This window comes from Actinokineospora sp. HUAS TT18 (assembly GCF_051364635.1).
GTDB lineage: Bacteria > Actinomycetota > Actinomycetes > Mycobacteriales > Pseudonocardiaceae > Actinokineospora.
Genome location: NZ_CP195645.1, coordinates 3,604,335 through 3,628,605, shown reverse-complemented (window position 1 = coordinate 3,628,605; position 24,271 = coordinate 3,604,335). Strand labels below are relative to the sequence as shown.

The 24,271-nt window shown below is 69.0% G+C and carries 21 protein-coding genes, 2 tRNA genes, 1 pseudogene and 1 riboswitch; of the genes and pseudogenes, 18 read left to right on the top strand and 6 right to left on the bottom strand.

The genetic code is table 11. The features are described 5' to 3' along the window. Positions 1 to 12: 12 nt before the first annotated feature. Complete coding sequence (locus ACSHT8_RS16165; RefSeq protein ID WP_436501839.1) at positions 13 to 729, bottom strand: hypothetical protein; 717 nt, start codon at positions 727 to 729, stop codon at positions 13 to 15. Positions 730 to 847: 118 nt separating this feature from the next. Here ACSHT8_RS16165 and ACSHT8_RS16160 point away from each other — a divergent pair, with 118 nt between their 5' ends. From ACSHT8_RS16160 to ACSHT8_RS16130, 7 genes are all read left to right on the top strand, one after another. After that, positions 848 to 1,123 (top strand): DUF397 domain-containing protein, encoded by a 276-nt coding sequence (locus ACSHT8_RS16160; RefSeq protein WP_436501838.1) that lies wholly within the window; start codon positions 848 to 850, stop codon positions 1,121 to 1,123. Positions 1,124 to 2,628: 1,505 nt separating this feature from the next. Next, the gene (locus ACSHT8_RS16155) at positions 2,629 to 2,841 is read left to right on the top strand and encodes a hypothetical protein (protein ID WP_436501837.1); all 213 of its coding nucleotides are present in this window, start codon (positions 2,629 to 2,631) and stop codon (positions 2,839 to 2,841) included. 158 nt (positions 2,842 to 2,999) lie between these two features. Next, a complete protein-coding gene (gene serA, locus ACSHT8_RS16150) occupies positions 3,000 to 4,598 on the top strand; it encodes a phosphoglycerate dehydrogenase (RefSeq protein ID WP_436501836.1) in 1,599 nt (532 codons plus the stop codon). 246 nt (positions 4,599 to 4,844) lie between these two features. After that, positions 4,845 to 5,891 (top strand): 3-isopropylmalate dehydrogenase, encoded by a 1,047-nt coding sequence (locus tag ACSHT8_RS16145; protein WP_436501835.1) that lies wholly within the window; start codon positions 4,845 to 4,847, stop codon positions 5,889 to 5,891. 90 nt (positions 5,892 to 5,981) lie between these two features. After that, a riboswitch (cobalamin riboswitch) is annotated at positions 5,982 to 6,118 on the top strand. An 87-nt stretch (positions 6,119 to 6,205) separates the two neighbouring features. Further along, complete coding sequence (locus ACSHT8_RS16140; RefSeq protein ID WP_436501834.1) at positions 6,206 to 7,246, top strand: FecCD family ABC transporter permease; 1,041 nt, start codon at positions 6,206 to 6,208, stop codon at positions 7,244 to 7,246. Continuing rightward, on the top strand, positions 7,246 to 8,019 hold the full coding sequence (locus ACSHT8_RS16135) for an ABC transporter ATP-binding protein (protein ID WP_436501833.1): 774 nt from the start codon (positions 7,246 to 7,248) through the stop codon (positions 8,017 to 8,019). Before ACSHT8_RS16140 ends, ACSHT8_RS16135 begins: the two co-directional genes overlap by 1 nt. Then, positions 8,016 to 8,993 carry an ABC transporter substrate-binding protein gene (locus ACSHT8_RS16130; RefSeq protein WP_436501832.1) on the top strand — a complete coding sequence of 326 codons (978 nt, stop codon included), beginning with the start codon at positions 8,016 to 8,018 and terminating at the stop codon, positions 8,991 to 8,993. Before ACSHT8_RS16135 ends, ACSHT8_RS16130 begins: the two co-directional genes overlap by 4 nt. 150 nt (positions 8,994 to 9,143) lie before the next feature. Here ACSHT8_RS16130 and ACSHT8_RS16125 read toward each other — a convergent pair whose 3' ends face one another. Continuing rightward, positions 9,144 to 9,719, bottom strand: coding sequence for a CGNR zinc finger domain-containing protein (locus ACSHT8_RS16125; protein ID WP_436501831.1), 576 nt, complete (start codon positions 9,717 to 9,719; stop codon positions 9,144 to 9,146). 71 nt (positions 9,720 to 9,790) lie between these two features. Here ACSHT8_RS16125 and ACSHT8_RS16120 point away from each other — a divergent pair, with 71 nt between their 5' ends. The 4 genes from ACSHT8_RS16120 to ACSHT8_RS16105 all read left to right on the top strand — a co-directional run bounded on the left by ACSHT8_RS16120 (position 9,791) and on the right by ACSHT8_RS16105 (position 13,753). Further along, a complete protein-coding gene (locus tag ACSHT8_RS16120; RefSeq protein WP_436501830.1) occupies positions 9,791 to 10,528 on the top strand; it encodes a class I SAM-dependent methyltransferase in 738 nt (245 codons plus the stop codon). A gap of 213 nt (positions 10,529 to 10,741) precedes the next feature. Then, the gene (gene cimA, locus ACSHT8_RS16115; RefSeq protein WP_436501829.1) at positions 10,742 to 12,388 is read left to right on the top strand and encodes a citramalate synthase; all 1,647 of its coding nucleotides are present in this window, start codon (positions 10,742 to 10,744) and stop codon (positions 12,386 to 12,388) included. A gap of 28 nt (positions 12,389 to 12,416) precedes the next feature. Next, positions 12,417 to 12,968, top strand: a complete 552-nt coding sequence (locus ACSHT8_RS16110) for a lipoprotein (protein ID WP_436501828.1) — start codon at positions 12,417 to 12,419, stop codon at positions 12,966 to 12,968. A gap of 14 nt (positions 12,969 to 12,982) precedes the next feature. Continuing rightward, positions 12,983 to 13,753 carry a fumarylacetoacetate hydrolase family protein gene (locus ACSHT8_RS16105; RefSeq protein WP_436501827.1) on the top strand — a complete coding sequence of 257 codons (771 nt, stop codon included), beginning with the start codon at positions 12,983 to 12,985 and terminating at the stop codon, positions 13,751 to 13,753. Positions 13,754 to 13,968: 215 nt separating this feature from the next. Here ACSHT8_RS16105 and ACSHT8_RS16100 read toward each other — a convergent pair. Together ACSHT8_RS16100 and ACSHT8_RS16095 are read right to left on the bottom strand one after the other, a co-directional pair. Further along, positions 13,969 to 15,060: pseudogene (locus ACSHT8_RS16100) on the bottom strand (aminotransferase class V-fold PLP-dependent enzyme); the annotation flags it as partial. 10 nt (positions 15,061 to 15,070) lie between these two features. Next, complete coding sequence (locus tag ACSHT8_RS16095; RefSeq protein ID WP_436501826.1) at positions 15,071 to 16,318, bottom strand: FAD-dependent oxidoreductase; 1,248 nt, start codon at positions 16,316 to 16,318, stop codon at positions 15,071 to 15,073. Positions 16,319 to 16,888: 570 nt separating this feature from the next. On the opposite strand from ACSHT8_RS16095, the gene ACSHT8_RS16090 reads away from it, so the two are divergent. The 5 genes from ACSHT8_RS16090 (at position 16,889) to ACSHT8_RS16070 (ending at position 20,821) form a co-directional block, all read left to right on the top strand. Beyond that, a complete protein-coding gene (locus tag ACSHT8_RS16090) occupies positions 16,889 to 17,674 on the top strand; it encodes an HAD family hydrolase (protein WP_436501825.1) in 786 nt (261 codons plus the stop codon). 100 nt (positions 17,675 to 17,774) lie between these two features. Next, positions 17,775 to 17,846: transfer RNA gene (locus ACSHT8_RS16085), tRNA-Gln, on the top strand. A 62-nt stretch (positions 17,847 to 17,908) separates the two neighbouring features. Next, a tRNA-Glu gene (locus ACSHT8_RS16080) sits at positions 17,909 to 17,981 on the top strand. A 213-nt stretch (positions 17,982 to 18,194) separates the two neighbouring features. After that, a complete protein-coding gene (locus ACSHT8_RS16075; RefSeq protein ID WP_436501824.1) occupies positions 18,195 to 20,027 on the top strand; it encodes a GntR family transcriptional regulator in 1,833 nt (610 codons plus the stop codon). Beyond that, positions 20,024 to 20,821 (top strand): hypothetical protein, encoded by a 798-nt coding sequence (locus ACSHT8_RS16070; RefSeq protein ID WP_436501823.1) that lies wholly within the window; start codon positions 20,024 to 20,026, stop codon positions 20,819 to 20,821. Before ACSHT8_RS16075 ends, ACSHT8_RS16070 begins: the two co-directional genes overlap by 4 nt. Before the next feature lie 197 nt (positions 20,822 to 21,018). Here ACSHT8_RS16070 and ACSHT8_RS16065 read toward each other — a convergent pair whose 3' ends face one another. Then, entirely contained in the window at positions 21,019 to 21,255 is a 237-nt protein-coding gene (locus ACSHT8_RS16065) for a helix-turn-helix domain-containing protein (RefSeq protein WP_436501822.1), read from the bottom strand. Positions 21,256 to 21,541: 286 nt separating this feature from the next. Between ACSHT8_RS16065 and ACSHT8_RS16060 the strand changes: the two genes are divergently transcribed. Beyond that, entirely contained in the window at positions 21,542 to 22,099 is a 558-nt protein-coding gene (locus ACSHT8_RS16060) for a hypothetical protein (RefSeq protein ID WP_436501821.1), read from the top strand. After that, the gene (locus tag ACSHT8_RS16055) at positions 22,093 to 23,301 is read left to right on the top strand and encodes a DUF6545 domain-containing protein (RefSeq protein WP_436501820.1); all 1,209 of its coding nucleotides are present in this window, start codon (positions 22,093 to 22,095) and stop codon (positions 23,299 to 23,301) included. The genes ACSHT8_RS16060 and ACSHT8_RS16055 overlap by 7 nt, the downstream gene beginning before the upstream one ends. Positions 23,302 to 23,362: 61 nt before the next feature. Here the strand turns inward: ACSHT8_RS16055 and ACSHT8_RS16050 are convergent, their stop codons facing one another. Continuing rightward, positions 23,363 to 23,845, bottom strand: a complete 483-nt coding sequence (locus ACSHT8_RS16050; protein WP_436501819.1) for a L,D-transpeptidase — start codon at positions 23,843 to 23,845, stop codon at positions 23,363 to 23,365. Positions 23,846 to 24,271: the final 426 nt, after the last annotated feature.

Genomic DNA, 24,271 nt, shown 5'->3' with positions numbered 1-24,271 from the left:
GGGCCCCCTCTTTTAGAAGTCCGGCTTGGTCTGCAGGGTGATGAGGGCGGCCGGGGCGAGTTCCGGGGCGAAGGAGAAACCCGGGAAGCCGCCCCAGGCGATCGACTCCCGCAGGTACTCGACCAGCGTGATGCCCGGCCTGCCCGCGACGTGCTTGAGCACCGGGTCGGCCGTGGCGGCGGGAAGCTCGACGTCGTGGGTGCGGCCCGCGACGTTGGCCTTCAGGCTCTCGTCGGGCGCCAGGGCGAAGGTGAAGTGGCCCGGGTCGGCGCACTGCTCCAACTCGTAGGCCAGGTAGTAGGCGTTGCCGAGGCAGAGCGGGTCGGGGTACTCGGGGCCGGGCGGGTCGCCCTTGGGGGCGGGCTGGTGGTGGTAGGTCAGCTCCAGGGCCTCACAGTCGCCCGCGAACCACACCTCGCCGACCCGGCGCAGACACGCCTCCAGCGCCAGGGGAAGCCCCCCGATCTTGTCGACCAGCGCGTCGACCAGATCGTCGTCGGACTCGGTCGGCGGCTGATGGGCGGGGACCAGCCGGTCGGCGGCCACCCAGCCGAGCTCGGGCAACGCGGCGGCGATGCGCGCCACGTGCTGTGACACCCGGATCATCGTCTCGTCGGCGACCGCGGCGGCGTCCTCGGCCAAGTCGTCGGGCACGGGGCCCATGGCTCGCAGCTCAGCCCACACGGCGTCATGCTCGCCGTGCAGGTAGCGGAGGTAATACGAGCTCACGGCCGACACGCTACTGAGCGCGACCGGCCGGTGGGCGGACCGACACGTTCCGGCATCACGGGCCGGTCTTCTGCGGTATACCTGGGCGCGACAATTCCGTGATGCTCTAGGAGACGTGATGGACAGCGCCCCCATCTACGACGACAAGGCCGAGGTCCGCGGCAACCTCGACCTCACCAAGGCCGAATGGCAGCGCGCGGCGGAACCGGACGCCGACCCCGACGGCGAATACGTCGAGATCGCGTTCGTGCCCCACACGGACGGCAAGACCTACATCGCGATGCGCAACTCGAAGTACACCGGCCCGAACGACACGGTTCTGGTCTTCACGGAATCGGAGTGGGACGCCTTCGTCGAAGGTGCGAAGGCGGGGGAGTTCGACGAACCGTGGTGACCCCGGGCGAACCGCCCGGAGAGACTCGGGGGAATTTCACTGAAACGGGTGAATCCGCATGGATCACCCCGGAGGCCCAACAGCCTCCACAAGCTTGGTCGCCACCGGGGGAGTCTCCGGGCGACGGGGGTGGGTACCCGACTCGGGGGCCCGCTGGACCTGGGGTTCATGGACGGGTCGGGTCGCCTCCGCCTGGTGGGAATCCGTTTCCGGGGCCGGTTGGGCCTGGTTCGGCCGGGAGTTCGACTCAGGGGCACCCGTGGCCTTCGGCGTCCGGGGAACGTGTTGGCCGACCGCCTGTCGGTGGCAGTTCGGGTCCGGGAGAGTTCGCTGGGCGGCCAGTTGGCCCGCCTCCGGCAGGCGGGCCGGTTGGGCCTGGTTTGGCTGGTGGGGGTTCGGTTGTAGGGCAGGCGGGGTCGCCTTCGGCTGGTGGGAGTTCGTTTTCGGGGCCGGTCGGGCCCGGATTGGCTGGCGGAAGTTCGGTTCAAGGGCAGGCGGCGCCGCCCCCAGGCGCGAGTCCGGCTCATGGAGCCGGGGCGCGGTCTGGCTCGTTGCCGGTGGGGCCAGGTCCGGGAGCGCGCGTCCCGACCGGGCGGACTGGCGGTCCTCCGTCGCACGGGCAAGGTCCGCCCCCTGGGGCTGGAGGATGGTCCGCGCCCGATGGGGTGAGCGGGCGGTTCACCGCCCCTCGACCCGGCGACGTTTCGCAGGGGGCGCCGCGGCATGCCGGCCCTGAGGTCTCCCAGCGGCCGCCGCAGCACGGTCCACAAGGGGGGCCCGCGGATCCGCGGCGGGCTCCGCTTCGAGACCCTCGGCACGGCGGTGCGCCCGGCCAGGGCTCGCACCCTGGGCCTGCGCCGAGCCGGGTTGATCCGGGGCAAGGCGCAGGGGGCGTCGTGCCACCTCGGAGCGATACGCGCCGGGGAGCCGGTCCAGATCCGAGGCAGGTGCCCGGGCGGGTCGATCCGCGCCATGCGGGGGCACCCGCGCAGGGTGGGGTCGCGCCTGACCCGCGCCGTGTGCCGGGCCCGGAGCCGCGGCCGTTGGCGGGACGGGTTGATTCGCCGCAGGGTGCCGGGGTGTCTACTCAAGGTTCGAATCCCAGGCCGGTGCCGGGGCGGGTTGATTCGCCGCTGGGTGCTGGGGCGTCTGTTCATGGTTCGAATCCCCGGCCGGTGCCGGGACGGGTAGATCCGCGACAGGGCCCGCTCGGGCAAGGCTCGGCCCCTGGCCCCATGCCTGGGCGGGTCGATCCGCGCCAGGCGGGGGCACCCGCGCCGGGCGTGCCCTCGCGGCAGGGTTCCGGCTCGGTGGAGCCGCGGCCGGCGTCAGCGCCCGCTCAAGGTTCGACCCCCAGGCCGGTGCCGGTGGCTCCGCGACCTCCCGCTCAAGGCGACCCACGGAGTGGTGGGGCGCCGGGAGCGGTGACGCGCGGTAGTCAGCCGCCCGCGAGTACCTCCCAACCCTTCATCCCCGCCCTCAACCCCCCACCCCGCGCACGCCCCGTGCTGCCCAACTTCGGCGGCTTCGGGCCTGCGGGCTCTGGAACCTTCCCCACCGGCACCACCCCCGTCCCTCTCCGCCCCCAGGACGAGCACCCCGAGCTCCCCACCGTCAAGGATCAGGAGCGCAAACGGCCCGCCTACCTGGTCGAAGGGGATGACGACGAGATGTTCGGCACCGGGGAGTTCACCGCGCCTCAAGTCATCGGCGAGTGAGCGCCGCCATGATGGTCGGGACGAGCGAGGGTGGCCGGTCGGTGCCATGTCAGTTATCCCACCTCTTGGTGAAACGGTTCAGCCCACGTCATAGACTCGCCTTCGTCTGGTTACAGCGCGGTAACCGCTCCCCAGCCTCCTGACCTTGGAGTCGCAGCGTGACCAATTCGTCCCGTCCCGTCGTCCTCATCGCCGAGAAGCTCGCGCCGTCCGTGCTGGACGTGTTCGGTGACGAGATCGAGGTCCGCCACGTCGACGGCACCGACCGGCCCGCTCTGCTGGCCGCGGTCGCCGACGCCGACGCGCTCCTCGTCCGTTCCGCCACGCAGGTCGACGCCGAGGTGCTCAAGGCCAGCGACAAGCTCAAGGTTGTCGCCCGTGCGGGTGTCGGCCTCGACAACGTCGAGGTCCCGGCCGCGACCGACCGGGGTGTCCTGGTCGTCAACGCGCCGACCTCGAACATCGTCTCCGCCGCCGAGCACGCCGTCGCCCTGCTGCTGGCCACCGCCCGGCAGGTGCCCGAGGCGCACGCCACCCTGCAGAACGGTGAGTGGAAGCGCAGCAAGTTCTCCGGCGTCGAGCTGAACGGCAAGACCGTCGGCGTCGTCGGGCTCGGCAAGATCGGGCAGCTGTTCGCCCAGCGTCTGGCCGCGTTCGGCACCACGCTGATCGCCTACGACCCGTACGCCTCGCCCGCGCGTGCCGCGCAGCTGGGCATCGAGCTGACCACGCTCGACGACCTGCTCTCCCGCGCCGACGTCATCTCGGTCCACCTGCCCAAGACGCCGGAGACCAAGGGTCTGCTGAGCGCCGAGGCGCTGGCCAAGACCAAGAAGGGCGTCATCATCGTCAACGCCGCCCGCGGCGGCCTGATCGACGAGCAGGCGCTGGCCGACGCGGTGAAGTCCGGCCAGGTCGGCGGCGCCGGCATCGACGTGTTCAGCACGGAGCCGACCACCGAGAGCCCGCTGTTCGGCGTGCCCGGCATCGTCGTCACCCCGCACCTGGGCGCCTCCACCAGCGAGGCGCAGGACCGCGCGGGCACCGACGTGGCCCGTTCGGTGCTGCTGGCCCTGCGCGGCGAGTTCGTGCCCGACGCGGTGAACGTCGCCGCCGGTGGCGTCGTCGGCGAAGAGGTGCGCCCGTACCTGCCGCTGACCCAGAAGCTCGGCACGGTCCTGTCGGCGCTCAGCCCGAAGGCGCCCAGCTCGGTCAGCGTCGTCGTGCGCGGCGAACTGTCCACTGAGGACGTTTCGATCCTGCCGCTCGCGGCGCTGCGCGGGGTGTTCTCCGCCATCGTCGAGGACCAGGTCACCTTCGTGAACGCGCCGCGGCTCGCCGAGGACCTCGGGGTCAGCATCGACCTCACCAAGGAGTCCGAGAGCCAGAACCACCGCAGCCTGGTCACCCTGCGCGCGGTTTACCCCGACGGCACCGCCCACACCGTCAGCGGCACGCTGTCGGGCCTGTCGCAGGTGGAGAAGCTCGTCGAGATCAACGGCAGGCACTTCGACCTGCGCGCCGAGGGCGACGTGCTGTTCCTGGAGTACCCGGACCGCCCCGGCGTGATGGGCACCGTCGGCACCCTGCTGGGCGAGGCGGGCGTCAACATCGACGCCGCGCAGATCAGCCAGACCACCGACGGCGCCGATGCGATCATGCTGCTGCGTGTCGGCCGGTCGGTCGACGCGTCGGTGCTGGAGTCCATCGGCAAGGCCATCGGGGCCAAGATCGTCCGCTCGATCGACTTCAGCTGACCCGAAATCTGGGAAATCTGATCTCTCGGTCCACTGGCTGAGAAGTCCGATCTCGCTGTCCACGGTGCCCGGAACGGTTGGTGTTAGGCCGTTCCGGGCACCGTTCGTGTATCTCGAGGGCGGATTCCCGCCTTCGCAACCACCCAGTGGGGTGGCGAGATGCGGCAATCGGGCTTATTGCCGGTAGCCTTTCGTTCGTCTACCAGGCCCTGTTCAGATCGGGCCGATACTCCGGGAGGTGTGTGCATGCGGCTCGCGGTGATCCCAGGTGACGGGATCGGGCCGGAAGTCATCGCTGAGGCACTGAAAGTGCTTGGCGAGGTAGTTCCGACCGCGGAGATCACCCGCTACGACCTCGGCGCCTCGCGCTGGCACGCGACGGGGGAGCTGCTGCCGGAGTCGGTGCTCGGCGAGCTGCGCGAGCACGACGCGATCCTGCTCGGCGCCGTCGGCGACCCATCGGTGCCCAGCGGGATCCTGGAGCGCGGCCTGCTGCTGCGCCTGCGGTTCGAACTCGACCACCACGTGAACCTGCGCCCCGCGCGGCTCTACCCCGGTGTGAAGAGCCCCATCGCCGACCCGGGCGAGATCGACATGATCGTCGTCCGCGAGGGCACCGAGGGGCTGTACGCGGGCAACGGCGGTCTGTTGCGAAAGGACACTCCGCACGAGATCGCGACCGAGGTCAGCGTCAACACCTCGTTCGGCGTCGAGCGGGTCGTGCGCGACGCGTTCGGCCGGGCGGCGGCGCGGCCCCGCAAGCACCTCACGCTGGTGCACAAGACCAACGTCCTCACCCACGCGGGCTCGTTGTGGTCGCGCGTGGTCGAGGAGGTTTCCCTGCAGCACCCGGACGTGACGGTCGCCTACCAGCATGTGGACGCCACCACGATCCACATGGTGACCGACCCGACCCGCTTCGACGTGATCGTCACCGACAACCTGTTCGGCGACATCCTCACCGACCTGGCGGCGGCGGTCACCGGCGGCATCGGCCTCGCGGCCAGCGGCAACCTCGACATCACCCGGCGCAACCCGAGCATGTTCGAGCCGGTGCACGGCAGCGCGCCGGACATCGCCGGGCAGGGCATCGCCGACCCGACGGCCGCGGTGCTGTCGGTGGCGCTGCTGCTCGACCACCTCGGCGAGGTCGAGGCGGCGCGCCGGATCGAGGCGTCGGTGGCGTTCGACCTGGCCACCCGCGACCACTCGTCGCCCGGCGGCACGTTCGCCATCGGCGACCGGCTGGCGGCGCTCGTGTCGTCCAACGTCCGGGCGGTCCAGCAGTCCTGATCCAAGCCCCGGAAGGCCGTCCCCAAGATCTCTTTGGGGGCGGCCTTCCGGCGTGATGAGCGTCGCGTGTCCGTTGACAGCGGGCCGTCGGTGCCCCGAGAGTGCCCGCACACAACTGAATCCGTGGTCCACGGGGGAAGTCCGGTCGAAGTCCGGCGCTGACCCGCAACGGTAGGCCCGCCACCTGGTGGGCAAGTCCGATTACCCGTGCGGCCGCATGAACTCAGCTCACCCGTCGTGGTCTACGGGCGGAGCCCGTCCGGCGTCGACACGGGCCGGGTGCGGGATTCGTCTGTCCGCACCGAAAGGTCTCCGTGTCCGCCCCTGTCTTGTCCAGGCACGCCGTGCCGCCGCTGATCGGCGCGCTTGTCCTATCCGTCCTGTTCGGCGTGGCTCTGGGGCCGGTCAGCGTGCCGCCGGCCGACGTCGTCTCGCACCTGCACGCCGCCCTGACTGGCGGGGTGATCGACGCCGCCGAAGCGGGGACCTACCGGATCGTGTGGGAGATCCGGCTGCCCAGGGTGCTGCTCGCGGCCGTGGTCGGCGCGGGTCTCGCCGTGGTGGGCGTGGTCGTGCAGACCATGGTCCGCAACGCGCTGGCCGACCCGTTCGTGCTGGGGATGTCGTCGGGGGCGTCGGTGGGCGCGTCGGCGGTCGTGGTGTTCGGGCTGTTCGCCTCGCTGGGGATCTACGCGCTGTCTGCCGCCGCCGCGGCGGGGGCGTTCGGCGCGACCGTGCTGGTGTACGTGGCCGCGCGCACCGCGCAGGGGCTCACACCGCTGCGGCTGGTGCTGACCGGCACCGCGATGGCCTATGCGTTCGCGGCGGTGACCACGGTGATGGTGTTCCTCGCCCCGCACGGGGAGGCGGCGCGGTCGGTGCTGTTCTGGCTGCTGGGGAGCCTGGGCGCGGCGACGTGGTCGATGCTGCCGCTCTCGACCGCTGTCGTGCTGGCCGGGCTGGTCTACCTGCGGCTTGTCGCCCGCTCGCTCAACGCGCTGTCGATGGGCGACGAGACCGCGATGACGCTCGGTGTCGACCCGGCGGCCCTGCGCCGGAAATTGTTCCTCGTGTCCTCGGTTCTCACCGGGGCGCTCGTGGCGGTCAGTGGGGCCGTCGGGTTCGTCGGGCTGGTCGTGCCGCACCTGGTGCGGATGGTGGTCGGCGCCGACCACCGCCGGGTGCTGCTGGTGGCGCCGCTGGCGGGCGCGGTGTTCCTGATCTGGGTGGACCTTGTCGCGCGCACGGTGGCCGCGCCGCAGGAGCTCCCGCTCGGCGTGATCACGGCGGTGGTGGGCGTGCCGTGCTTCGTGTTCCTCATGCGCAAGCGCGGCTACGTGTTCGGGGGCCGGTGATGGACGTCGAACTGCGCGACCTGACCGTCGCCGAGATCGTCGCCGACGTGTCGTTCACCGTCGAGACCGGCACCGTCGTGGGCCTGGTCGGGCCGAACGGCAGCGGCAAGACCACGACCCTGCGCTGCGTCTACCGCGCGCTGGTCCCGGACGGCGGCGCCGTGCTGCTGGGCGGCGAGCCCCTCACCGGGATGGCGCCGAGGGACAGCGCGCGGGTCATGGCCGCGGTCACCCAGGACACCCAGGTCGACCTCGACTTCACCGTCGCCGAGGTGGTCGCCATGGCGCGGCTGCCGCACAAGGGCACCTTCGACCGCGACACCGAGGCCGACGCGGCGATCTGCGCGGAGGCGCTGGCCCAGGTCGACGCCACCCACCTGGCCCACCGCAGCGTGCTGACGCTGTCCGGTGGCGAGCGCCAGCGGGTGCTGGTCGCCCGGGCGCTGGCGCAGCAGCCGCGGGTGCTCGTCCTCGATGAGCCGACCAACCACCTCGACCTCCGCCACCAGCACGAAGTGCTCGCCCTGGTCGCCGACACGGGCCTGACCGTGCTCACGGTCCTGCACGACCTGAACCTCGCCGCCGCCTACTGCGACCGCGTCCACGTGCTCGCCGCGGGCCGGATCGTCGCGAGTGGACAGCCCGCCGAGGTGTTCACCCCCGGTCTCGTCGCGGAGGTCTTCGGCGTGCGCGCGCACGTGGTCGACCACCCCGTTTCCGGTGTCCCGCAACTGATCTACGACCGGCTCGTCAACCTGAAGGAGACCCTGTGAGGACCCGAGTGCTGGCGCTCGCCGCGCTGCTGGCCACGTCCGCGTGCGGCGCCGAGATCGCCGCGGACCCGGCCGCGCCCGCGTCCGGCTATCCGGTGACCGTGCGGAACTGCGACGCCGACATCACCTTCGACCGCGCGCCGTCGCGGGTGGTGGCCAACGACATCGGCATCACCGAGATCATGTTCGCCCTCGGCCTGGCTGACCGGATGGCCGGGTACACCGTCGACAGCGGGCAGGTCCGCGGCGTCGAGAGTTCGCCGTGGAAGGCCGACTTCGCCAAGGTGAAGCGGCTCGGCGACGACATCGCGCTGGAGCCGATCCAGGGCGCCAACGCCGATCTGGTGTTCGCGGGCTGGAACTACGGCTTCAGCGAGACCAAGGGGCTGACGCCGGACAGCCTGAAGGCGCAGGGCGTGCGGAGCTACGTGCTGACCGAGTCGTGCCGCAACGGGGTGGGCAAGCAGCGGGGGATCATGCCGCCGCTGGAGGCGCTCTACACCGACCTGCGGACGCTGGGAACGGTGTTCGGCGTGCGCGAGCGGGCCGACAAGCTCGTCGCGGAGTATCAGCGGCAGGTCGCCGGGGTCACGCTGCCCGCGGACTGGAAGCGGCCAAAGGTGTTCCTCTACGACTCGGGGATCGACCAGCCGTTCACCTCCGGGCGCACGGCGGGTCCCGAGGAGATCATCACGAAGGCGGGCGGGGAGAACATCTTCGGCGATCTCAACGACAGCTGGACGACGGTGAGCTGGGAGTCCGTCGTCCAGCGCGCGCCGGACGTCATCATGATCAACGACTACGGGGCGGAGAGCGTGGCGGCGAAGAAGGCGTTTCTGCGTTCGCATCCCGCGCTGGCGAGCGTGCCCGCGGTGCGGGAGGGACGGTTCTTCGTCCTGCCCTACGCGGCGCTGGTCGAGGGGCCGCGCAACCCGGCGGCGATCGTCGAGTTCAACAAGTTCCTGGTGGGCTAGTGCCCTGCGCCGGAAATCCGACACCTTTCTCGGCGGCCCAGCTTCCCGCTGGGCGCACGGACGAAAGGCAACCAGTACGAGCACCTTCCGTCCGCACACCCAGCGGAAACATGGACCAACGATAAGACGCCGGATTTCCGGCGCAGGACACTAGCTCGTCTTGCGCGCGCGGAACGCGGCGGTCTTGACCCGGTTCTGGCAGGCCGTGGAGCAGAACCGCCGCGTTCCGTTCCTGGAGGTGTCGAGGTAGGCGCGGTCGCAGGCGGGGGCGGTGCAGATGCCGAGGCGGTCGATGGCCGGGTTGCCGAGCACGATCGCGAGGCCGGTGGCCATGGACGCGGCCCAGCTGACCTCCCAGGACGCGTCGAGGGCGTGGAAGTGCAGGTGCCATGCCTGGCCGTCGTGGCGGCTGAGGACCGGGGTGGCGCCGGTCTCGGCGGTGATCCGGTTGATCTCCTCGCACGCGCTGTCGACGTCGCCGCGGTCGACGGCGGCGATGACGCCGTGCAGGCGCACGCCCCACTCGGCGAGGCTGGTCGCCGCCTCGTCGCTCGGCGGAGGACCCCAGGTGGAGTTCAGGGCGTGGAACATGCTGGTCAGGGCCGTGGTGAGGCCCTTGCCTGCGGGCGCGTCGTAGGGCTTGCCGCGCCGGTGGCCGGAGGTGACCTCGTTGGCGAGGGCCAGCGCGGATCCCACGACGATCGAGGAGTGACTGTCGAAGTCCACTTGACCAGTTACGTCCTTGTCTCTAGTGTTGTCACTGTCGTTAGGGGAAATGACAGTAACCGGGAGGGCTTGTGGACACCATAACCGCACGCAAGTGGCTGGACCGCTGGGACACCCAGCAGGAGCGCTACGTGCCTGACCGCGAGGAGCGGTTCAAAGTCGTCGTCGACGTGGTCAAGGCCGCGACGGCGGGGGTCGCGCGGCCGCGGATCGTGGACATCGGCTGCGGGCCCGGCTCGCTGGGCGAGCGGATCGCGGGGGCGCTGCCGCACGCCGAGATCGTCGGGGTCGACGCCGACCCGCTGCTGCTCGACCTGGCCACCTCGGCGGCGCGCGCGGACATCCGGTTCGTCCGGGCGCATCTCAACGAGCCCGGCTGGGAGGCCGTGCTCGACGGGCCGTGGGACGCGGTGGTGTCCAGCACGGCGCTGCACTGGCTGGCGCCGGACGACCTCGCGCGGGTGTTCGCCACGGCGGCGGGAAGGCTGCGGCCGGGTGGCGTGCTGGTCAACGCCGACCACATGGTGCTGCCCGGCCCGCTGCAGGACTACGCGAAGGTCGTGCGGGAGGCGCGGTCGGAGCGGGCGGGCGTGGTCGACAACGAGGACTGGCGGTCGTGGTGGGACGCGGTGCTCGCCGACGTCGACGACGAACTCGCGCGCGAGCACTCGGCCATGGCGATCTCGCACGACTCGTCGAGCGACCTGACCGTGACGCAGTACGCGGACCTGCTGACGGGGGCGGGTTTCGCGGCCGCCGGGCCGGTGTGGCAGTTCGGCGACGACCACGTGATGGTGGCCGTCCGCTGAGCCGGAGTGCCGACTCACGGTCCCAGGTCGTGGGAATCTGGGTCCGTGAGTTGGTACGGCCGAGTCCACTGTGGCACCATCGCAGTGTGACCGCCTCCGTTGTGATCATTATCGAAGAGCGCGCTGGGTAAGAGTTTCCCACCCAGCGCGCAGACCTCTCGCATCCAAGCGGGGGGTCTTTTTGTTTTCCGACATACATCCCCAGGAGCTCTCGTGACCCGCACGACGCCCGCCGGAACGCCGCTCGGCGACGCATTCCACGTCTACGACACCACCCTGCGCGACGGCGCCCAGCGGGAGGGCATTTCGTACTCCGTGGCCGACAAGCTGGCGGTGGCGCGGCTGCTCGACGGGCTGGGCGTCGGGTTCATCGAGGGCGGCTGGCCTGGGGCGATGCCGAAGGACACCGAGTTCTTCGCCCGCGCGGCCACCGAACTCGACCTCAAGCACGCCGCGCTGGTCGCGTTCGGGTCGACGCGGCGTGCGGGGGCGAGGGCTGACCAGGACCCGCAGGTCCGGGCGCTGCTGGAGTCGCAGGCGCCGGTCATCACGCTGGTGGCCAAGTCCGACCGGCGGCACGTGGAGCTGGCGCTGCGCACCGATGTGGCCGAGGCCGCGGAGATGGTGCGCGACACGGTGGCGTTCCTGGTCGGCGAGGGACGGCGGGTGTTCCTCGACGCCGAGCACTTCTTCGACGGCTACGCCTTCGACCCGGACTGCGCGCTGCGGGTCATCGGCGCGGGCATGGAGGCGGGCGCGGACGTCGCCGTGCTGTGCGACACCAACGGCGGGCAGCTGCCGCTCGGCCTCGCCGAGACCGTGCGCGAAGTGATCGACCGAACCGGTTTCCGGGTCGGCATCCACTGCCAGGACGACACGTCCTGCGCGGTGGCCAACAGTCTCGCGGCGGTACAGGCTGGCGCGAGCCACGTCCAGTGCACCGCGAACGGTTACGGGGAGCGGGCCGGGAACGCCGACCTGTTCGCCGTGATCGGCAATCTCGTGACCAAGCTCGGCATGGCGGTGCTACCCACCGAATCCGTGCCCGAGCTCACCCGGGTCTCCCATGCCCTTGCCGAGATCGCGAACATCGCCCCGAACACCCACCAGGCATATGTCGGGACGTCGGCCTTCGCCCACAAGGCGGGCCTGCACGCGAGCGCGATCAAGGTGGACCCGGAGCTGTACAACCACATCGATCCGGAACGCGTCGGCAACGACATGCGGGTGCTGGTCACCGAGATGGCAGGCCGGGCCAGTCTGGAGCTCAAGGGACATGAGCTCGGGATTGACCTGGCCGCCGAGCCTGAGGCACTGAACAACGCGCTGCACAAGGTCAAGGACCTGGAGTCGCGCGGCTGGTCGTTCGAGGCGGCGGACGCGTCGCTGGAGCTGCTCCTGCGCGACGAGGTCGGCTCCGACATCCGGGCGCCGTTCGAACTCGAGTCCTATCGGGTGATCTTGGACCACCGGATCGACGGCGAAGTGGTCTCTGAGGCCACGGTCAAGGTCCACGTGGCGGGCCGCCGGGTGATCGCGACGGCCGAGGGGAACGGCCCCGTCCACGCGCTCGACGCGGCGCTGCGCAAGGCGCTGGTCCCGCATCTGCCCTGGTTGGACGAGGTGGAGCTGACGGACTACAAGGTGCGGATCCTGACCGGCGGCCCGCGTGCAACCGAACACGGCACCGACGCCGTCACCAGGGTGTTGGTGCAGTCCACGGACCACGACCTCGAATGGACCACGGTCGGCGTGCACGGCAACATCGTGGAGGCGAGCTGGCTGGCTCTCTGCGACGCGCTCACGCACAAGGCCATGCGGGTCAGGTCCGGTGTGCCGACGGGGGGCCTGCGCCCGTAGGCTCGCCGCCCTTGACGTTGGAGGTCACGTGCTGCGGTTGGTCGGGGTCGGTGTCGTGTTGTTCGTCGCTGTGGCGGGCTGCGCCGGAGAGACGGGTGGCCAGTCGTCGTCACCCCCGACCACCGCGGTCGCGGTCGACGTCTGGGCCGACCACGCCGAACCCGCCGCGTCGGGCGGCCCGGTCAGCTGTGCCATGCCGATCGGCTTCGACATGGCCGCGGGCGCTTCCGCCACCGTCCCCGACACCGGCGAACGCGATGGCCTCAACCTGGCCTGCGAGGTCAAAGGCGCAGGTCAGATGCAGGTGTGGACCGGTTCGGCGATGGAGCCGCGCGCCGCTCTGGACAAGTTCCTCGCGGGCGAGGGCCCGGTGACGGACCCGCGCTACCGCGACACGAAGGTCGGCAAGGGCAACGGCGTCGAGGTCACCTACGTCAACACCAAGGGCGTCCGCGGCCGCGCCTTCGCCATGGCCACGACCCTGCGCTCCGCGGTGGTCGCCGCGGCGGGCGCCGACTTCGACCAGGTGGCCCCCGAGTACCTCCTGGCGAAGGACACTCTGACCCCGATCGAACGCTGACATAGGGTTACCCCGTGCGAATCGCTCGAATTGCCCACCCGGAAGGCGTCGCCTTCGTCGCCATCGAGGGCGAAGCCCCTGACCTGGTCGCCGCCGAGATCGCCGAACACCCATTCGGCACCCCGACCTTCACCGGCAGGCGCTGGCCCCTGGCCGACACCAGGCTCCTGGCCCCCATCCTCCCCACCAAGATCGTGTGCGTCGGCAAGAACTACGCCGACCACGCCGCGGAGATGGGCGGCGAGGCCCCAGCCAAGCCGGTGATCTTCATGAAGCCGTCCACCACGGTCATCGGCCCGGGCGCGGCCATCAAACTCCCGCGCGATTCGACCCGCGTCGACTTCGAGGGCGAACTGGCGGCCGTGATCGGCATGCCGTGCCGCGACGTCCCCGCCGCCAGGGCCAAGGACGTCATCCTCGGCTACACGATCGCCAACGACGTGACGGCCCGCGACCAGCAGAAGGAGGACGGCCAGTTCACCAGGGCGAAGGGCCACGACACCTTCTGCCCGTTGGGCCCCTGGATCGAGACGGCGGTCGACCCGGCCGACCTGGACATCCAGACCACAGTGGACGGCGTACTCAAACAGGACGGCAGCACCGCGATGATGGTGCACAACGTCGGCGAACTGGTGGAGTGGATCTCCCGGGTGATGACCCTGCTTCCGGGCGACGTGATCCTCACCGGCACACCGGCAGGCGTAGGCCCAATTGTTGACGGCCAGTCCGTAACCGTGAAGATCGCAGGTCTGGGCGAACTGACGAACCCGGTAACCAATCGCTAGTGCTGTGTCCACGAACGTTGCCAGGCTCTCGACGGCCCAGCTTCCCGCTGGCCGCACCGCCGAAACGGCCAAGTACACCCAGTACGAGCGGCATTCCGGCGGCACGCCCAGCGGAAACCTGGATCCGCCGATAGCCCGACAACGTTCATGGACACAGCACTAGCGCACTAGCGATCTCGCCGCGCCCTGATCGAGGTCTGCGCGGCCTGGTCTGTTGGGTGCTCAAGGTTCCGCAGGATCGCCCGGACTCTCTCGGTGGTTGATGCCGGTGTTGTCGCGTGGGGGGAGAGGCGGATGTGATTGCCTCTGACTGTGCAGGTGATGTCCGCCGCTGTCAGCGCCTTTCCCACCCGCTCGCTCGGGGTGTCGGGGAGATGGAAGGTCAGGATTCCCGCGCGCCGAGTTGTCGCTGAGGTGACTTCGGCGCCCGCGGAAAGCACCGCGTCCTCCAGATCGCCAACACGCTCGGCGACCAAGGACGCGATCGTGGAAACGCCGGTCTCCTCCACCAGCTCCAACGCCGCAGCCAACGCTCCCGAGTTGATCGGGCTCAGATTGCTGATCGACCAAGCCTGCGCACTCGATACCGGCGCGTGAACCGCGTCGTCGAACACGATCGGATCCTCTGCGCCAGTCCAGCCGGACAGCACCGGGTCCATCCGTTCCAACGCCCGGTCCGACAACACCGCGAACCCCGTCCCCCACCCCGCCCGCAACCACTTCTGCCCCGCCACGACCAGAACGTCAGCAGCCTCCCAAGGCTCCTCGACGACCCCGAACCCCTGAATCCCATCCACCACCAGCAACCGATCCCCAACCACCGCACGCAGAGCCGCGAGATCAGCCCGATACCCAGTCCGGAAATCAACCGCGCTCACCGACACGATCGACGTCTCCGGTGTCAGCCCGGCAGCCACCGCCTCCGGAGTGACATGCTCCGAAGGCAACCACCGCACACTCAGCCGCCCAGCGTGTTCAGCGCGAGCCCACGGCACGGTGTTGGCCGGGAATTCGCCTGTCGATACCAGCACCTCACCCCGACCACTGTTGAAAGCCGCCTGGAACAGGCCGAAGCTGGTGTGGGGCAGCAGGACCACATGATCGGCGTCGGTTCCGGCCAGTCGGGCGACGGCGGTTTTCGCGCGGGTGTCCTGTCGCATCAGGTCGTCCACAGTGGAGGGGCCGCCGGTCGCGGCCGCCGCCATCAGGTCGGCCGTGGTGTCGAGGACGACCTGGGACGGCGGGCCGAACCGCGCGAAGTCCAGGTAACCGGGTGACTCTGTGAACTGGGACAGGTAGCGCTCCATGGGGCCAAACCTAGCGAAGCCGAACCTTCGGGGTCCGCCGTGCGAACACCGGCGTCGGCTCGGTGAACAGGCCCCGGCCGACCAGCAGCGCGGGCAGCCGGTTCAGCCACGGGAGACGCGAGACCACCCGCAGCGGTCCGGGTGGCTCCACCGACTGCGCGATGTTGATCCGACCCTCCAGCGCGGGCTTCAGCGCCTTCGCGTGGGCGACACGCTGGAACGTCTGGACGGCGATCGTGGGCACCAGGCGCCTGCGTCGGACCTTCGCCAGGTCCTTTGTGGACAGCGTGCCGCGCTTGAGTGGCGCGGCGAGCAGGCGGGCGGCGGCGACGGCGTCCTGGACGGCCAGGTTGATGCCGATGCCGCCGACCGGGGACATCGCGTGGGCGGCGTCGCCCAGGCACAGCAGACCGTCGGTGTGCCACTGGCGGAGGCGGTCGAGTTTGACGTCGAGGACCTTCACGTCGTCCCAGGTCTTGACCGCGTCGACGCGGTCGCCCAGCCACGGGGCCGACTCGACCATGTCCGCCATCAGGGTGGTGACCGGCGTCTTGCGCGCGGCGGCGTCAGAGCCCTTGTGGATCAGGGTGGCGACCTGCCAGTAGTCGCGGCGGTCGATCATCACCGCGGCGCGGCGGTCGCCGATGAGGCCGACGATGCCGCTGGGGTCGCCGTCGTGCTTCGGGACGCGATACCACCAAACGTCCATCGGGGTCGGGTACGAGACCGGGCGCAGGCCCGCCGCTGAGCGCAGCAGCGAGGTGCGGCCGTCGCACGCCACCGTCAGGTCGGCGGTGATCGTGCCGGTCGCGCCGTCCTTCGTTCGGTACTCGACGCCCGTGACGCGGTCGCCGGAGCGGACCAGGCCGGTCGCGGCGGTGCTCATGCGCAGGGTGAAGGTCGGCTCGTCGCGGCCTGCGTTCGCCAGCAGGTCGAGCAGGTCCCACTGGGGGACCATCGCGATGTAGTTGCGGGGGCCGCGGAGCCCCGACAGGTCGCCGACGGTGACCGAGCCGCCCGTGAACGGGATCAGGACCTTGTCGACGCGGCTCTGCGGCAGGGCGTCGAACGCCGGACCGAGGCCCAGGTCGTCCAACAGGTCCAACGTCGGCGGATGGACGGTGTCGCCGCGGAAGTCGCGCAGGAAGTCGTCGTGCTTCTCCAGGACCGTGACCTCGATCCCGGCCCGTGCCAACAGCAGGCCCAGGACCATGCCCGCTGGTCCGCCCCCGACGACACACACCGTTGTGTGCTCCATGCTGTCCTCCCCTTTTCAACAGCGGTTGAATAACTTGAGGATGCACCCGGGGCGCCTGCTCGGTCAAGTGGGATCGGCGGGGATGCCCTGAACGGGCCACGCCGTAAGGCAGCGGACCGGGACCCGCCCCTCGGCGAGCGCACGGAATCACCCCGGATTTCGGTGTGCGCGGCGGGCGGCGCGAAACTGTCCAAGCGAGATCCCGAGTCGAACCTGTTCGCGCGGATTCGCCCCGGAGGTGAACTGTCTTGCATTTCTCTGTCGCATGAGGAATCCGTGCGGCCACTGTGGACGGCCCACCGACCCGGCTCGTCGCTCGCGGCAGACTTCTTTTCCCCCGCGCGGGTGAGGTCGCCCCCGGCGGCGAGCCTGCCGCGCGGTCCGCAGGTCCCTGAGCTGCTCGAACCCTCACCCGTTTGCGCGCCGCGCCGCCGTAACGAATGGCGAACGCCCCGCGATAAGGGCCTTTCCGGCGCGGTCGCGGGGCGTTCGTGCTTGACCGTGGCAGTAGTCGAAACATCACCTTTTCAGACGAATCGAAAACCCGCATCGGCGACCTAACCTCGCTGGATGACTTCAGCGCTCGTGCCTTTTCAACTGTCGGCCTCGCCGCTGAGTCGGGAGCACTGCCCGCCGGTAATTCACGCGATCTGCCTGGATATCGACGACACGGTGATCGATTACACCGGCTCGGCAAGATCAGCTCTCTCGGAATTGATCGGCCGCGACGACATGTGGCAGGCCTGGCAGCGCGTCACCGACGAGTACAGCGCCCGCGCGGTCGCCGGTGAACTCGATCACGTCACCATGCGCCGCACCCGCACGAAGGCTTTCCTCGCCGACCTGGGCGTCCTGCTGGACGACGAGGCCGTCGCCGAACTGGAGGAGCGCAGGCTGCGCCGGATGCACCACTCGTGGCGCCTGTTCCCCGACACCCGCCCCTGCCTCGACTGGCTGCGCGCCGCCGGTTTCACCATCGCCGCTGTGACGAATGCCTCAGCCCCGCACCAGCGCGCCCGCCTGGAGACCCTCGGCATCTCCCGCTTCTTCGACGTCGTCGTCAGCGCGGGCGAACTCGGCGTGGCCAAACCCGACCCGGCCATCTTCCACGAGGCCTGCCACCAACTGGGCGTCCCACCAGCCCAAACCCTCCACGTAGGCGACCGCGCCGACCTCGACGCCGCCGCCGCCCGCGCCGCGGGCCTGCACGGAGTGTGGCTCAACCGCTCCGGCGCCGAGCTCGAGACGGCCGCCCCGATGATCGAGACCCTCGCCGACCTGCCTGAACTCCTGGTGACGGACTACCGAACGCCGACACTGACCAGCGCCTCCGGCGTGCCCACCCCGCGCGGGTAACCCCCGATTTCTCCCTGACCCGGGGTGTGGTCTAACATCTTCTCCGGCAAGCCGAACAGCACAACAGGAGCGATCCTGGCGGTGCTGATCGAATAGCCATTGGGGTATGGTGTAATTGGCAGCACGACTGATTCTGGTTCAGTTAGTCTAGGTTCGAGTCCTGGTACCCCAGCGCTAAGAGTCCGCAGAGCATCTGCTAAGATTCTTCGCAGCAAGACAAGAGAAAATGATCCTGGCCCCGTCGTCTAGCGGCCTAGGACGTCGCCCTCTCAAGGCGGTAGCGCGGGTTCAAATCCCGTCGGGGCTACAACAGTAGCGGCGGTCTATCAGCGGAGAATATCCGCAGGTGGACCGCCGTTCTGCATTCCCCGGTCGATACTCGATGAGCTGTCCTGCCGGACATCGAGAGGGCGGCCGTGACATGGGTCGTGACATATCGGGCGAGGCGTACCGTGGATCCATGGGGGGAGTTCGGGGGAACCCTCCTGGGCCTTCGCGCCTGAGGGGGAACATCACACCGTTGCCGAGCGGGTCGCTGCGCGTGCGGGTCTACGCGGGCGCCGACATCCGCACGGGCAAGGATCACTACCTGAGCGAGGTGATCCCGGCCGGACCGGGCGCTGAGACCGTGGCCGAGCAGACGCGGGCCAGGTTGGTGAAGCAGGTCGAGGACGGCAAGCATCCGAAGACCAACGCGACCGTCATGGAGGTGATCACTGAGCACCTGCGGCTGTCGGACATGGGGGAGCACAACAAGGAGACGCTGCGCCGCTACGCGGACAAGCACGTGGCGGCCTCGTTCGGCGCCGCACCGTCATTCGGCGAGCTGACCTATTCCAGGATCAAGCCCAAGACCTACCTGGAGTTCCAGGCCGAACTGCGGCGCTGCCGCGACCACTGCGACGGAACCGGCCCGGTCAAGCACTACGCGTCGGTGTCGCACCGATGTGACGGCCGGTGCAAGAAGCACGTCTGCAAGCCGCTGGCCCCCGCCACCATCCGGAAGATCCACTTCATGCTGAGCGCGGCGTTCGAGGAAGCCGTGGTGTGGGAGTGGGTCCCTGCCAACCCGTTCGAGCCCCTGCGTAAACCACCCGCGCCACCCGCGCTGCCGAAACCACCCTCCACCGAGGATGCCGCACGGATCGTCATGCATGCCTGGGCCGCGGGCTACGGCGCGATGATCTGGCTGGCCATGGTCACCGGCGTCCGCCGCGGTGAACTCCTGGCCCTGCGCCGCAAGCACCTCTTGGTGCGTCACACCCAGCTCGGTCGACACGACTGCGTCGAATCGGCGTGCGAACACACCCTGTTCGTCCACCGCGCGGTCGCGCACTGCGGCAAGAAGATCTGGGAGAAGGACACCAAATCTCACCAACAACGGCAGATCGCCCTCGACCTGCAGACAGCCGCGGTGCTGATCGCGCACTGGGACGCCTGCGAGCGGCAAGCCGCACTGGTGGACTGCGTCCTGACCGACAACTCGCTGCTCTTCTCCGCCACCCCGGACGGCGAGACCTGGATCGTCCCGGACTCGTTCACCCAACGCTACGCGCGATGGGTCAAAGCGCTGGGTATCGACACCTGCTTGAAGAACCTGCGCCACTACTCCGCCACCGAACTGATCAGCGCGGGCGTGGACATCCGCACCGTCGCCGGCCGCCTCGGCCACTCCGGCGGCGGCGTCACGACATTGAAGGTCTACGCCGCCTGGAGCTCCGCCGCCGACCAGCGGGCGTCCTTGGTGCTCATGGATCGCATGCCCAGCAGGCCCCAGGTCGTGCCTGGCATCGTGCCGACCCCACCAACACAGCGCACCCTGCCCGAGAAACTCGCCGACGACCTCTACGACCAGATCATCAACGGCGCCATCGCGACAGGCGATCCGCTGCCCCCGATGGCCGAGCTGGCCGCCGAGCACAACGTCTCGCCGTTCACGGTCCACCGAGCGGTCGGGATGCTCAAACAATGGGGCGTCATCGAGGTGTCCCGAGGCAAGCGGGCCATCGTCCTCCCGATCGTCAACTCCTTGCGTCCCGCGGCTCAAGAAGCCGACCCGCGCACGCCCACGACGGCGGGGGATGAACCTGTCGCGCCGCCCCCTCACACCTCCGTCGCGGCGCCGCCGACGGCGGCTCCCGGCGTGGTGCAGTTGGAACTCATCGAACTCGGCAAGCCGATCAAGAGGATGTCCGCCCAAGTCGACCCGACCGACACCAACGCGCTCGCCAACCTGATGCGCTCGGCGATCCGCCGCACCGGTCGAACCGACATCAACCTCGACGACTTCGAGATGGCCGTGTACACCCCCGGCTCCGACGAGCCGATCACCACGGTGGTGATGGTCGCGTGAACGCCCACAACCAGTTCATGACCAACGGTCACCAACTCGGCGAACCCGCGGCCGCCGCCGCCAGCCTGGTCGACCAAGTTCGCGCGCTCGTCGACGAGGCGCTCACCACTGGGCGCCGGATACCCGGCAGGCCCGCGATGGCGCGCGCCCTGAACACCAGCGAACACCGGGTGCGACTCGCACTCCAGGCGCTGCGTGAGGAATCGCGCCGGCGGGCCGCCAACAAGCAGAAATCCAGCACCGACCTGGCGCCGGTTTCCGAGCAGGCGCACCAATCTGGCGAATCCCGGGACTCACCCGAGGTGGCGACGCACGATAGGACGTCGGCAGGCGGAGGCCGGGATGCCTCGCGGAATCGTGCTCCTCGACCGTGGCCTCTGGTCCTCATCGGGTTGGCGGCGGCAGTGTCCGTGTGGTCTGGCTGGGTCGGCCTCGGGCAGATGGCCGGATTCGGGATCGTCAAACCACTGCCGGGACTCATCGACGGCCTGGAGGTCAACAGCGCCATCGTCCTGCCGATCTCGGTCGAGGCGTACGCGGCGTACGCGTTGCGCTGCTGGCTCACCACCGACGCGATCTCCCGCACCGCCAGGCGATTCGCGATGGCCTCAGCGATCGCCAGTCTGGTGATCGGCGCGCTCGCCCAGGTCGCGTATCACCTGATGGCAGCCGCTGGCGTGACGGTCGCACCGTGGCCGGTGATCGTTGGAGTCGCGTCGGTCCCGGTTATGGTGCTTGGCCTGGCGGCCGCTCTCGCCAATCTGGTGGCGGTCAAGCACCACATATGTCACTGACGCGTTGGCTGGTGCGCATATCTTGGCTGCGCACCAGCCAACTCATCGGCTCGTCGTCGGGTCGACCGCGTGCGCGACTTGGGCGGCAAGTTGGCGTCAACTCCTGCGGACAACCAGATGCGACCTGACCTCCCCGAGGTGCTGCCCGTGCTGCAGATGGCCTGAGAGTCAACAGCACGCGATGGCGCGCACGGTCATCACACCCACTTGGACGGGTCGACGACCCCGCCCGTCTCCAAAGCGGCGGTCTCCATCTCGGACAACGCGCGCGCAGGCACGATCAGCCGCGATCGGATCCGTACGGCCGGGAACCTCCCTGCGGCGATCTCGCGGTAAAGCGACATCGGCGAGACCCGCATGAGGTCGGCTGCTTCGGAGACGCTCAGGAAAGGCCCAGGCGGTCTCGACTGCGTGGAGTCCCCAATTTTATCCATTTTCTCTCCCCCAAGAGTTGTCTGATCTGTTCATCGTCCGCGAGAAACCTGTGCGGGTCAAACGGACACAGAAGTCACACGATCGACTGCCGAACGCGACCGTGGGGTAAGTCGACTAGCCCGGAAGGGTGATGCCGCGCCCGGTTTCCTCGAAACGAATGATATTACTCAGCGTGATACTCTAGAAGTGGTCGCGATGCTCTGAACTGCATTGATTACGAAGAGTGGTCGAACCTGGCTAGGGGCGCGTCGGACGTGGGGTGCGACGCGCAGGGATGGGGGCAAGATGAAGGACTCATATATTCGTGAAAAGTGCGCGCTACTAATCGACGGGCTGGATGTTTCTGAGCCGTTCGACATAACCGCCCTACTGCGTGCGTGGCCCACGAAATTCGGCGCTCGAGTCGAGCTGGTACCGGCAAAGCTCGGATCATCGCTGCCATGCGGGTTGCTCGTCAGCACCGGCGATGTTCACTACGTGTACTACGACGCCACAGCGTCGCCTCTGCACCGAACTCAGATCATCTGTCATGAACTGGGACACCTCGCGCTCGGCCATGCAGAGCAATCGGGCGGGCACGTTCACGACGAGCTTGGCCATGTTGACCCGGTGGAAGATCTCGACGTCCTGCACAGTCTGATGCCGACCCTCTCGCCTGGCTTGATTCGACGGCTCATGGGCAGAACGGTCTACGACGATGCACAAGAACGCGATGCGGAACTGTTTGGCTCGCTGTTGGTCGCCGCGGCCGCACGGCGCTCGACCTACACCTCGACAGCGGTGAACCCGCAACTCGCACGGCTGCCCGGTTTGCTCGCCTGTGGTCCGAGGTCACGGTGCTGACGGTCAGCGTGGTGTTCTACCTCGCCGCGACGGTCACTATTGCGCTCGGGTTGGCCAAGTGGGTGGCGTGTGAGCACGGCGCCTCAGACTTCGGCGCGACCCTTGTCGTCGCCGCCCTGCTGTCGCTTGGTGGCGCCGCGGCACTGGGCGCACCGCTGACCGCCACGCTCACTGCGTCGGACACCTGGCATCAAGCCAGGCAGGTTGGAATGGCCACCCTGGTCTTCCTAGGTGGGTCGTGCGTCTTGTCCGCCCTGGATCATTCTGATGTAGGGGAGCGCAGGATTCGCGATCGGGCGCTCGGTCGAACGGGTGTCGCCCTGGTGGCGGGCGCGTGGTTCGCCATCTTCTGCGCGTTCGGCGCGGTGCCTTCTGTTGATCCTGATCTACACCTTCCGTGGGGCTCCTGGATCGCAGCGGCGATCTTCCTCGGCTACGTCGGGCACGTGACGATCGTGGCCTACAGCTTCGCGACTACCCACACCGCACGTGGCGAGTCCTTTGCCTTGCTTCTGCGAGGTTTCCAGGTGGTGCGGTGCGGACTCTGTATCAGCGGCTTGTGGATAGTGCTCAAGCTCGTATCCATTGTGGTGGGTGCCACCGATGTCGACAGGAGTGCTTCTCTGGTCATGACGCGAACCGCACATGTCGTGGCGAGTGCGGCGCTGGCGCTGCTGGTCGGGGGCGGTCTCATGATCTCGTGGGCAACCGATCTCGTTCTCTATACGTATCGAGCGCGAACCCGCCGAGCGCTTGCAGGAGTGCTGCCGCTTTGGAAATCCCTGGTCGCTGCGGTGCCAGAGATCGAGCTGAGGCTGCCCGACACCGCCGTCGACGAAATCGACCTGCTGTGCCGCAGGCTCGTCGAGATTCGCGACGCGCAAGTCAGGTTGCGCGCTCACGTTTCGCCCTGGTTGGCCGAGTCGGTCGCCGCCGCCGCTCGAGCTGGGAACTGGCCGCCCGAGTCAACAGGCGTGATCACCGAAGCCGCCGAGCTCGTTGTCGCACTGGGAGCGATCGAGCAAGGGGCACCGCATGCGCGACCCTCCGTAGAGGCCGTGACTCTCGCCGAGTCCCAAACCTGGACCATCGGCTACCAAGACCTATTCGACGAGGCGGCCTGGTTGACACAGGTGCGCAAGGCAATGGGGAGCCAGGTCGTAAGGAATATCGCGGCTACGGCCGTGGACGTGTCATCCTGATCAACCCACGACCATGAGCTCGAACAGTTGCGGACGGCTTGTCGCGCTGGATCGGTGGGCGTTAGTGGATCAGGACTGCGGTGCCAGGAGGCGCGGAGTCTTGTAGATCGGTGAGTGCGAGTTCAGGCACCAAGACGCTGCCGTCGCTGCCGGGCAGGCCGAATACCGCGCCCGGCCACGTGTGGATGCCGACGGCGGGCAGGCCAGCGCTGTGGAGCAGGTGAGTGGGCATGTGAGCGGCCAGAAGGATCGCGCGGTCGACTAGGCCGTCGGCGATGTCGATCGAGCCGAGGACGAAGGTGCGGCCCCGCGGCGTCGGTGATGCCGGCCTGCCAACCCCGGCTGGCCAGACCCGGCGCTCTTTCTCGTGGACCAGGGCGATGGTGCGGCGTCGTGTGTCGATCTCGATGTGGGTGGGCTGGGCGGCGACCACGACCCGGTCATCGAGCTGAATCCAGCCGGCCGAGCCGTCGGGCAGACATGGCAGCAGCACCATTGCCCATCCCGGGCGCGCGTCGATGATCGGAACCCACGTCCGCAGCACGCCGTGCGCGTAGGTCGGGAGATCCGCCACTGGTGTGCCGATTGCCGGAGATCGGAACACCGGAACGGCGATCAGCGGATGAAGACGCAGGGGCCTGCTCGGTGCGTGTGGTGCGTTGTCACGCGGCAGGCCGGGTACTAGCGCTGACCATGCGGCCAGCGGTGGCGCGGTGACCACGAGTCTCGATGGCGGGGTTCGCATCGTTCATCCCCGCCTGTGTCGGCCGGGCGTCGGGCCGAAGGTGGTTCCCGGGCGGCCATGCTCCGCGGTGCACTCGCAGAGTTCCTTTACTGGGCCCGCGAAAGGATACGACCACCACGTGTAGTTGTCGTCGTGCACCCATGCGGCTGGAGTGACAGGCGGCTGGATGGGTAGTTGCCGCGGTCCTGGTTGGCGCACGGTGGATGCGCAGGTCGTCAGGAGCCC

Bases quoted from the DNA above. Each gene is read 5' to 3' on its own strand.
- ACSHT8_RS16160 (WP_436501838.1), top strand. From the start codon at position 848: ATGGACAGCGCCCCCATCTACGACGACAAGGCCGAGGTCCGCGGCAAC.
- ACSHT8_RS16145 (WP_436501835.1), top strand. From the start codon at position 4,845: ATGCGGCTCGCGGTGATCCCAGGTGACGGGATCGGGCCGGAAGTCATC.
- ACSHT8_RS16135 (WP_436501833.1), top strand. From the start codon at position 7,246: ATGGACGTCGAACTGCGCGACCTGACCGTCGCCGAGATCGTCGCCGAC.
- ACSHT8_RS16095 (WP_436501826.1), bottom strand. From the start codon at position 16,318: ATGGAGCACACAACGGTGTGTGTCGTCGGGGGCGGACCAGCGGGCATG.
- ACSHT8_RS16090 (WP_436501825.1), top strand. From the start codon at position 16,889: ATGACTTCAGCGCTCGTGCCTTTTCAACTGTCGGCCTCGCCGCTGAGT.
- ACSHT8_RS16065 (WP_436501822.1), bottom strand. From the start codon at position 21,255: ATGGATAAAATTGGGGACTCCACGCAGTCGAGACCGCCTGGGCCTTTC.
- ACSHT8_RS16060 (WP_436501821.1), top strand. From the start codon at position 21,542: ATGAAGGACTCATATATTCGTGAAAAGTGCGCGCTACTAATCGACGGG.